Annotated in this window: 11 protein-coding genes; 5 read left to right on the top strand and 6 right to left on the bottom strand. The window is 49.4% G+C overall.

Going from position 1 to position 9507, the window contains the following annotated elements; all coding sequences use genetic code 11:
* The 6 genes from Q0231_RS02510 to Q0231_RS02485 form a co-directional block, all read right to left on the bottom strand.
* Positions 1-293, bottom strand: a 293-nt coding sequence (locus Q0231_RS02510) for a TatD family hydrolase (protein WP_299344662.1), incomplete at its 3' end; no start/stop codon positions are given.
* A 12-nt stretch (positions 294-305) separates the two neighbouring features.
* Positions 306-1850, bottom strand: a complete 1545-nt coding sequence (gene metG / locus Q0231_RS02505; RefSeq protein ID WP_299344659.1) for a methionine--tRNA ligase — start codon at positions 1848-1850, stop codon at positions 306-308.
* Positions 1847-2896 (bottom strand): DNA polymerase III subunit delta', encoded by a 1050-nt coding sequence (locus tag Q0231_RS02500; RefSeq protein ID WP_269394232.1) that lies wholly within the window; start codon positions 2894-2896, stop codon positions 1847-1849. The genes metG and Q0231_RS02500 overlap by 4 nt, the downstream gene beginning before the upstream one ends.
* Positions 2896-3549, bottom strand: coding sequence for a dTMP kinase (gene tmk / locus Q0231_RS02495; RefSeq protein ID WP_269394233.1), 654 nt, complete (start codon positions 3547-3549; stop codon positions 2896-2898). Before tmk ends, Q0231_RS02500 begins: the two co-directional genes overlap by 1 nt.
* Positions 3550-3591: 42 nt before the next feature.
* Positions 3592-4782: a D-alanyl-D-alanine carboxypeptidase family protein gene (locus tag Q0231_RS02490; protein ID WP_299344655.1), complete on the bottom strand. Its 1191-nt coding sequence runs from the start codon at positions 4780-4782 to the stop codon at positions 3592-3594.
* A gap of 55 nt (positions 4783-4837) precedes the next feature.
* Positions 4838-5962, bottom strand: a complete 1125-nt coding sequence (locus tag Q0231_RS02485; protein WP_299344665.1) for a septal ring lytic transglycosylase RlpA family protein — start codon at positions 5960-5962, stop codon at positions 4838-4840.
* Between the two features lie 236 nt (positions 5963-6198).
* Between Q0231_RS02485 and bmt the strand changes: the two genes are divergently transcribed.
* From bmt to Q0231_RS02460, 5 genes are all read left to right on the top strand, one after another.
* Positions 6199-7197: a betaine--homocysteine S-methyltransferase gene (gene bmt / locus Q0231_RS02480; RefSeq protein WP_269394235.1), complete on the top strand. Its 999-nt coding sequence runs from the start codon at positions 6199-6201 to the stop codon at positions 7195-7197.
* A 29-nt stretch (positions 7198-7226) separates the two neighbouring features.
* Positions 7227-7913, top strand: a complete 687-nt coding sequence (locus Q0231_RS02475) for a B12-binding domain-containing protein (RefSeq protein WP_269394236.1) — start codon at positions 7227-7229, stop codon at positions 7911-7913.
* 9 nt (positions 7914-7922) lie between these two features.
* Complete coding sequence (locus Q0231_RS02470; protein WP_269394237.1) at positions 7923-8537, top strand: DUF1638 domain-containing protein; 615 nt, start codon at positions 7923-7925, stop codon at positions 8535-8537.
* Between the two features lies 1 nt (position 8538).
* Positions 8539-8841, top strand: coding sequence for a virulence factor (locus Q0231_RS02465; RefSeq protein WP_269394238.1), 303 nt, complete (start codon positions 8539-8541; stop codon positions 8839-8841).
* Positions 8842-8846: 5 nt separating this feature from the next.
* On the top strand, positions 8847-9507 hold a 661-nt coding region (locus Q0231_RS02460; RefSeq protein WP_299344646.1), incomplete at its 3' end, for a dihydropteroate synthase.

The following is a 9507-nucleotide window of genomic DNA, read 5'->3' as shown; positions in this document are numbered from 1 at the left end:
TGATAATCGAGCCCCGCCTCCCCAATCGCAACACATTTGGGGTGTTGTGCCAACTCAATCAGTTGGTCCACGCTAATATCCAGTTCCTCGTCCGCATTGTGTGGATGCGTGCCAACTGAACAGAATACGTTGTCATTTTGTTCAGCGATCAAGCGGATTTGGTCAAACTTTTTTACACGCGTGCAGATGGTGACCATCCGTTCAACGCCAGCGGCCTTTGCGCGCTGCATGACACCGGCAAAATCTTCTTGAAGCGCCTCGAAATCTAAGTGGCAATGACTGTCTACAAGCATGAAATCTGCCCCTTAGGATTCTTTGTCGAAGCGCTTAAACACAGGGGTTGGTGCCGGCAACGCTGTTCCGGGTTGCATCATGTATTGATCGTTCACATGCTCGAACAAGCGCTTGTCCGGCTCAATCGCCAAGAGGTCTAGGAATTTGCCTGCAGAAGCGGGCACGATTGCTTGCGCCTGTATTGCCAAGCGGCGGATGGCCTCTGCGGTCACGTAAAGAACCGTGTTCATGCGCTCTGGGTCTGTCTTTTTCAGTGCCCAAGGCTCCGCATTAGCAAAATACTTGTTGGCTTCGCCTACAATGTCCCAAACCGCCGCCACTGCCGCATGTACATGGTTTCTATCTATGGCCTTGCGGGCAACTTGAATGGCATCTTTGCAAGACTTCAACAATGCAATGTCTTCCGGTTTCAAATCGCCTGGCGTTGGCACCTTGCCTTCGCAGTTTTTACCAATCATCGATAAAGACCGTTGTGCCAAATTGCCAAAGTCATTGGCCAAATCCGCGTTGCAACGATTGATGAATTTTTCGCGACCATAGTCACCATCATTGCCAAAGTTGATTTCACGCAAGAAGAAGAAGCGCACGGCGTCGACGCCAAATTCATCAATAATTTCAAATGGATCAACCACATTTCCAAGAGATTTTGACATCTTTTGTCCGTCATTGGTCAAAAAGCCGTGCGCGAAAACGCGCTTTGGCAAAGCAATACCGGCTGACATTAGGAATGCGGGCCAATAGATTGCGTGGAAGCGGATGATGTCTTTGCCAATGACGTGCACATCTGCGGGCCAATATTTTTTAAAGTCCTCACTATCTGTATCTGGATAACCAACCCCAGTCAGATAGTTTGTCAGCGCATCAACCCATACATACATTACGTGCCCCTCGACATTGGGCACGGGAATACCCCAGTCAAATGTGGTGCGCGATATCGATAGATCGTTCAAGCCAGACTTTACAAATGATGTGATTTCATTCTTGCGAGATGCGGGGCCAATGAAATCTGGCTGTTTTTCATAGAGCTTGAGCAGGCGATCCTCAAATGCAGAAAGACGGAAGAAGAAACTTGCTTCTTCTACCCATTCAACAGGTGTGCCTTGGGGCGATAGTTTTTCGTCCCCCTCACCTTCAAACAATTCGCTTTCGTCATAATATGCTTCGTCGCGAACAGAGTACCAACCTGCATATTTGCCTTCGTAAATATCGCCGTTTTCAAGCATTCTATCCCAAATGGCCTGGCTTGCTTTGTGGTGTCGCTCTTCCGTTGTGCGGATGAAAACGTCATTGGAAAGGTTTAACGCCTCTGCCAACCTGCGGAACTGAGCAGAGTTTATATCAGCAAGCTTCTTAGGTGAAATACCTTGCGCTTCAGCGGTTTGGGCCATTTTGATGCCGTGCTCGTCGGTGCCGGTCAAAAACCGCACATCATATCCATCCAAGCGCTTGAAACGCGCCATGGCGTCCGTGCCTGCCATTTCATAGGCATGGCCGATGTGTGGAACGCCGTTTGGATAATGAATTGCTGTTGTGATGTAATAGGTCTTGTCGGTCATGTGCTCGGTTCAAAGTTTATTGGCGCTACGCGATCTAATTCGCAAATCGCGTCCAATATCATGATTATTGTTTGTTTCTTGTCGAGGTTGTAAACGGCCTGATCTCTTAGCTGCTCGCCCGTCTTTTCCCACACGGACATTGCCTTGGCAAGCGCAGGGTTGTTCTTGTCGGTCAGCGCGAGATGTTTAATGCGCCAGGCAATTGCATTTTCCAGCATTTCTAAGGCCATCGGCCAAATTGCCTCGTCTTTTGACTGGGCGATCGAAGCGCCCAACTGCATCAATTGCGCGTCATTTGAAAGATTTGGCTGTGCCAACCAATTTCCAAGCGCTTGAAGTGTTGGGTCGGATGACGCCATAACCGCTTCTAACGCTTTGCGCGGCCGACCACGCGCAATTTCCAAAATTGAAGGCAGTTGCGCTTGCGCGTCTGGCCCAGCAATTTGACCGACAACTGCAGAAACATCTTGATCCATCAAAACGCCCAACCGGAGCAATCGGCAACGTGACCGAATGGTGGGAAGCGTTTTCCCCAATTGGTTGCAAATCAACAAAAACAATGCATTTGCAGGCGGTTCTTCAAGTGTTTTAAGAAGCGCGTTGGCGGCGTTTGCGTTCAGGTCGTCGATGCTGTCAACAATACAAATACGCAATCCCTTGGTGGCGGCACTTGTTTGAAAGAACCGCATTGCGTCACGCACAACGTCTACGCCCGTATTGGCTGCGTATTTTCCTGTTTTATGATTGAACGCGCGACGAATGACTTTAAGGTTTGGATGGCCACCAGTGGCAACCATTTCCGCAACGCGTTGCTCGGTTTCATTGCCGGAAAGGCTGAAAAGCTTGCGCGCAATATCAAATGCAAATGTGGCTTTTCCGATACCCTTTTGGCCAGCGATCAACCAAGCATGGTGTAATTTGCCGCCCTGATATGCTTCCAATAACTGACGCTGCCCATCACTATGGCCAAACAGCTTTTGTTGCATTTCAGGGGGCGGAACGCCCGGCAACTGGTCGGCATGTGCTGGATATTCTTTTTCCGACATTATGCGACCAATTCAGGAAACTTGGCTGTGACTTTTGCCCAAATGTCATTTTCCATGTCATTGACGTTCTGCGTGCCATCGACAACCACAAATCGACTTTCATTCGCCCGCGAAATATCGAGGAAATTTCTGCGTAACCGGCGATGCCACTCTATGTTTTCTTTTTCGTAGCGATCAGGGGGCAAATTCAACCCATCCTCCGCCGCGCGTTTGCGAACCCGTTCGAATGCTAGTTCAGGGTCCATATCAATCAATATGGTCAAATCTGGCGTTGCACCGTTCAGTGCCAAGGTTTCTAAAGCATCGATAAGCTGGTCAGGCACGCCGCCGGTCAATCCTTGATAGGCACGTGTGCTGTCGCAAAACCGGTCTGAAAGGACCCATTTTTCACTTTCAAGATTTGGCTTAATCATTGAATTGACGTGATCCAAACGTGCGGCTGCAAAAAGGATCGCCTCTGCACTTGGTCCCCATTGTTCGGACTTGCCTTGCAGTAGAAACGAACGGATGGCTTCAGCGCGTGGGGTACCGCCGGGCTCGCGCGTGCGTACGGCTTCAACGCCATGCTTGACCAAATTGGCCACAAGGCGTTTGATTTGCGTTGATTTTCCAACGCCCTCTCCGCCCTCAAATGTGATGAATTTCGCGGTCATTTGAGTGGGGTGAACCTTGTCGTTTAAAGGCAAAATCTAGACTTAGATCCAGCCGAAAGCCAATTCTTTAAGTGCATCTGTCGCACGACGGACAATACCGCCCTGCTCGATTGTTTCCGCTGCATACAAGGGTGAAGACTGGATAAGCTTATCGTCACACCATACTTGCAGCGACGCAACCTGTTGACCACGGTCCACGGGCGGAATCAATGGTCCATTGTACACAATCTTTGCAGAAAGACAGCGTTTTGAACCTTTTGGCACATAAAGGTCGATTTGTCCTTCACCCGTCAAGCCGACCTTCGGTTTTTCCCCGCCATAAACCGGGATTTCAGCTACAATCTGGTCTTGGTCAAAAGCTTGAATGCGTTCGAAACTTCTAGAGCCCCATGTCAACAGTTTGCGCGCTTCTTCAGTCCGCTGTTTCTTGCTTTCCATGCCGTGCAGAACGGCGATTAAACGTCGACCATTTTCTGTTGTACTTGCCACGATGCCATAGCCAGCGGATTCGGTGTGCCCTGTTTTTAGCCCATCAACGCCAATACCGTCGTCGAGCAATGTGTTGCGATTGCCCTGATTGATGTTGTTCCACTCAAAACTTGGCTCAGAGAAAATTGAATAATATTCGGGGTAGGTTTTAATAATATGTCGAGCCAGATTACCTAGATCACGTGCGGTCACATGCATTGTAGGGTCAGGAAGACCTGTCGAGTTTGCAAAATCAGATCTTTGCAAACCGATATCCTTGGCCATTTCATTCATCATGCGAACAAATGAGAGCTCTGTGCCACCAATGGCCTCTGCTAAGGCTATGCTTGCATCGTTTCCAGATTGAATGATGACTGACTTTACAAGGTCACCGACACTGACTTTTGAATCCAATTCCGCAAACATGGTTGAACCGCCAGAGGCAGCACCGCCTTCTCGCCATGCCTTTTCCGAAATGAAAACCTCGTCGTCTAGGCTCAAGCGCCCCTTTTGAAGCTGATCAAAAACGACTGCAATTGTCATGAGTTTTGCCATGGACGCGGGTTCCATGCGCTCATCTGCGTCTTTTTGGTACAACACGGTGCCCGAGTTATAGTCCATCAAGACGGCAAATTTTGCTTTGGTATTGAACTCTACTTGTGCGAACGCGGGCAGGCAAAACAAGAACAACAACGCAAGGACTGCTTGCGCAATTCTGCCTGAACGACAACTGGTGGCCACTGTATACTCCTCACCGACCTGCACAGGTCCTCCCCGCAGGTTCACCTGAACACAACTTGTATTCGGTCATAGAGATTTATTACAGCACGAAGTCGCTTAGGCCAAGTCGTTGCGTGAGATCATTTATGTCTTGCTTGGAAACGCCGGGACGGAGTTTTTCGAGAAACACCTGCGTTGCTGTCACGCCGTTCAGATTTGTGGGGCGCAAATCAACGATAGCAAGAAGAGCGAGTTCTTGTCCCACTTGGTGCGCTGATTCAAGCGATTTAAATACACCAACAGACCGGTTCACGTCGATGAACCCATGTTCTGCAGATTCGCGCCAGACACCGAGTGCATCAGGCACAGCACTCATATTCTCAATTGCAAGGTGGGCTGCATTGACAGGTTCATTTGAACTGTTCGCATAAGAGGAGACCAATAAGTCGAACGTGGATTCCTCAAAACTTGGCATTTGTGTCATCACGGTTCGCGCTGGCGGGGTCGGCACAAAGGATTGTGCCTGCACGCTAAGCTGATCACGCGACACGCTGGCGAGTTTTGTTCCGCCGGCAAACGCTAATTGTGTGCGACCTCGTTCCAAATCTGTTTTTTTGTTTATGCTGGCCAAAAGGAAACGCGTATCATCACCATCAATTGGTGCTTTGCCCACATATTCCACACGCACTTTTGCTGTACCCTGTTGCTTGAACTGCAACACATCTGCGGTTTTGCTCGACAAATCGATCAATCGACCGTGTGCAAATGGTCCTCGATCATTCACACGCACCAACGCAGATCGACCATTCGACATGTTGGTCACACGGACATAGGAAGGCAGCGGCAGGGTTGGGTGCGCGGCGCTGAGCATGTTTTGGTCGTAGATTTCACCGTTGGCTGTCAGACGGCCATGAAAATTTGGGCCATACCAGCTCGCGGTGCCAGTTTTGTCGTAGTTTGGCTGTACTTTTGGCTCATACCATTTACCAGCAACCTTATATGGCTTGCCAACTTGGTAACGACCCCCACCCTTTTTAACTCGCGACCCAGTTGTGAGCCTTGGAGAAGCGCCGACGCCATACTCAGAGGACGAAAACTTCGTCTTGTTATTGATCAGCGGATTTTTGAATAAGCTGTTGCTGCCGCCACATGCTGCTAACACGGGCGCTGCAAGACTAAGTAAGACTGCCACGCGAACGTGGGATTTAAGCTTTTTAAGAATCATAATTACGTACACAAAACTTCCAACCGATATGACCAATTTTATACAGTCTTTTGGGGTGCAATTACCAATGACGATCGACGGCATGGTTGCTGCAAGCTTAATTTTCTCGTTCTTAACTAGAAATAAGGCGAACTTGTGTCAGGATTTTGGACAACTCGGGATGATATAAAGCTTTCTTTATATCTAAATTGTGTTATTAGAACCAACAAGATGACTTTGGAAAGCGACAGCCAACAATGAACAAACTTCAAAAACTGCTTGATGAGCGCGGCATTTTGCTTGCTGACGGGGCAACTGGGACCAACCTAATCCCGATGGGTCTTGATTCTGGACAGGCACCTGAAGCTTGGAATTTTGACCATGTTGATCGCATCCAAAAGCTGCACCAGTCGTTTATTGACGCGGGTTCTGATATATTGGTGACCAATAGTTTTGGTGGCACGGCGCGTCGTTTGCACCTGCACCAACTTGATGACCGGGTGGTTGAAGTTAATGAAGCTGCTGCCACAATTGCTGGTGATTTGGTTGCAAACTCCGGTCGTGAGATTGTTGTTGCTGGGTCCGTCGGACCAACTGGCGATTTGTTAGTGCCCTTGGGCGAATTGACGTATGAAGGTGCAGTTGAGGCCTTTATTGAGCAAATGACGGGCCTTAAAAAGGGTGGCGCCGATGTGGCATGGATTGAAACCATGTCCTCACCTGAAGAAATTGACGCAGCCATTGAAGCGGCTAATGAAGTCGGCATGGATTATGTGGTGACTGCAAGCTTTGACACTGCGGGCAAAACCATGATGGGCTTTTCTCCAGCGGATTTCGGCGATGCCATGCAGGCTAAGCCGACTAAACCCGTTGCTTTTGGTTCAAACTGCGGGGTTGGCGCTTCTGATTTGTTGGTTGCAGCAATCGACCTTGTTGCCCACTCTGGCGGCATTCCCGTCGTTGCTAAAGCAAATGCTGGCATTCCTAGAATCGCGGGTGACAAAGTTGTTTATTCAGGATCGCCCGAACTTATGGGTGACTATGCTAAATTGGCGATGAACCTGGGCATTTCAATTATTGGGGGTTGCTGCGGCAATAGCCCGGCCCACGTTAAAGCGATGGCGGATGCTGTGCGAGAGCACAATGGTGGTGATGCACCAACTGCCGAAGAAATCATAGAAATCCTTGGACCTCTGGTTTCTCCAAAAACTGACAAAACGGCTGACCGCTCGAACCGTCGCCGCAAACGTTCTTAAGATTTGAGTTGCAGATAGGGATCTGAATTATGGCTGATGATGAAGACGATATCATTCTTTCTGAGTTGAGCGACGAAGAGCTTTCCGAACAGATGCAAGACGACCTTTATGATGGCTTGAAAGAGGAAATCATTGAAGGCGTTAATATCTATCTTGAGCGTGGCTGGGCGCCCTACGACATTCTGACTAAGGTTTTGGTTGTGGGCATGAAGACCGTTGGCGACGATTTCCGCGATGGAATTTTGTTTGTGCCAGAAGTTTTGCTTGCGGCCAACGCCATGAAGGGCGGCATGCACATATTGCGCCCTCTCCTTACCGAAACCGGAGCACCCAAAATGGGTAAAATGGTTGTCGGCACCGTCAAGGGCGACATCCACGATATCGGTAAAAACCTTGTGGGCATGATGATGGAAGGCGCGGGCTTTGAGGTTATCGACCTTGGCATTAACACCGATGTTGACCAGTTCCTTGCCGCTATTGAAGAGCATAAACCTGATATTTTGGGGATGTCGGCACTTTTGACCACCACGATGACCTATATGAAAGTGGTTATTGAGACGCTTAAAGAAAAGGGCGTTCGTGATGACCTTTTTGTCATAGTTGGTGGAGCGCCGCTGAACGAAGAGTTTGGCGAAGCGATTGGTGCGGACGCTTATTGTAAGGATGCAGCGATTGCTGTGGAGACGGCAAAACGCCTTGTTTCGCAGGCTGCATAGATTGGCCAAATGGACGACCAAAATACATTTGCGACAGCGATAAGAAAAACCGGCCTCGTGGCCTGCGGTGCCCTTGCGCGCGAAATTCTGGCTATACAAAAACAACTCGCTCCCGATCTGTTTGACGTGCGTTTTCTGCCTGCAGGCTTGCACAATAAACCGAGTGAAATACCAGCAGCAGTTGATGCGGTTTTGGCTGATATGTCGACAACTTGCTCGCAACTTTTGGTCGGTTATGGTGATTGCGGAACGGCCGGTCGACTTGATCAAGTCCTTGAAAAGTACAATGCTTCACGGATTGAAGGCGCGCATTGTTATGCATTCTACCTTGGTTTAGAGCAATTTAATCAGTTGCAAGACAATGAGCCGGGTACCTTCTATTTGACGGATTTTCTGGTCCGCCAGTTTGATACATTGGTGTTCAAACCCCTTGGGTTGGACCGACATCCGGAATTGCTTGAGGCCTATTTCGGCAATTACACGCGGCTTGTATATTTGGCGCAAAGTGAAGACCACGCTTTGGTGGAAAAGGCAGAAGATGCCGCCGCCCGTTTGGGGCTGCGGTTTGAACACAAAAAGACGCAATTTGGATTGCTCGGCGATTTCTTGAAAGGGGCAGCTTAACATGTCCGTAGTTGTTATTTATTGGCGTGATATTCCAACTCAGGTCACTTTTGGCAAAGGCCGCAAGGCCATCAAACGCCCCCTCGCCGACCGTTTTTTGGTTGCTGTAGACAAGGCAGCAATGGAAAGCGGCGCTGAAGATACTGATAGCTATTTGGAAGAGTGGCGTCGCGCAACAATCGATATTGGGGATGAAGCGCCTGCTGAAGCGGTTGAGCGCATCGCGAACGAGCTTGAAACGCAATTCCCGACAAAAATCTTAGCAGACATCGCCCGCAACGGCGGCAACACACTAAAAGGCTAGCATCCATGACCGTACGTACAGTTTTATCATCCCCGACCAAAGAAGTCGCGATTGGCTTTGACCAACCTTTCTGCGTGATTGGAGAGCGGATCAACCCAACTGGACGCAAAAAACTCGCCGCAGAGATGAAGGAACATGACTATACAACCGTGCAGGCCGATGCGTTGGCGCAAGTTGCGGCGGGTGCACACGTTCTTGATATCAACGCTGGCGTTCCGTTAGCGGATGAGCCAAAAATCTTGGCCGAATGTATCCAGCTGGTGCAAAGCCTAACCGATGTTCCTATTTCAATTGATAGCTCGATTATTGATGCGCTTGAGGCCGGTTTGGCTGTTTATCAGGGCAAGCCACTTGTGAATTCCGTAACGGGTGAAGACGAGTCCCTTGAGCGCGTTTTGCCGCTGATCAAAAAATATGGCGCTGCAGTTGTTGCCATTTCAAACGACGAAACGGGCAGTTCGACTGATCCAGATGTGCGCTTTGCCGTTGCCAAGAAAATTGTTGAGCGTGCACAAGACCACGGTATCCCAAAAGAAGACGTGGTTGTCGATCCGCTCGTGATGCCAATTGGCGCGATGAATGATGCTGGTCGTCAAGTATTTGCGCTACTTCGGCGTTTGCGTGAAGAGTTGAAAGTCAACACCACCTGTGGTGCATCAAATGTGG

The sequence above is a fragment of the uncultured Maritalea sp. genome (assembly GCF_937139385.1).
Lineage (GTDB): Bacteria > Pseudomonadota > Alphaproteobacteria > Rhizobiales > Devosiaceae > Maritalea > Maritalea porphyrae_A.
This window is presented reverse-complemented; position numbering and strand designations above follow the sequence as displayed.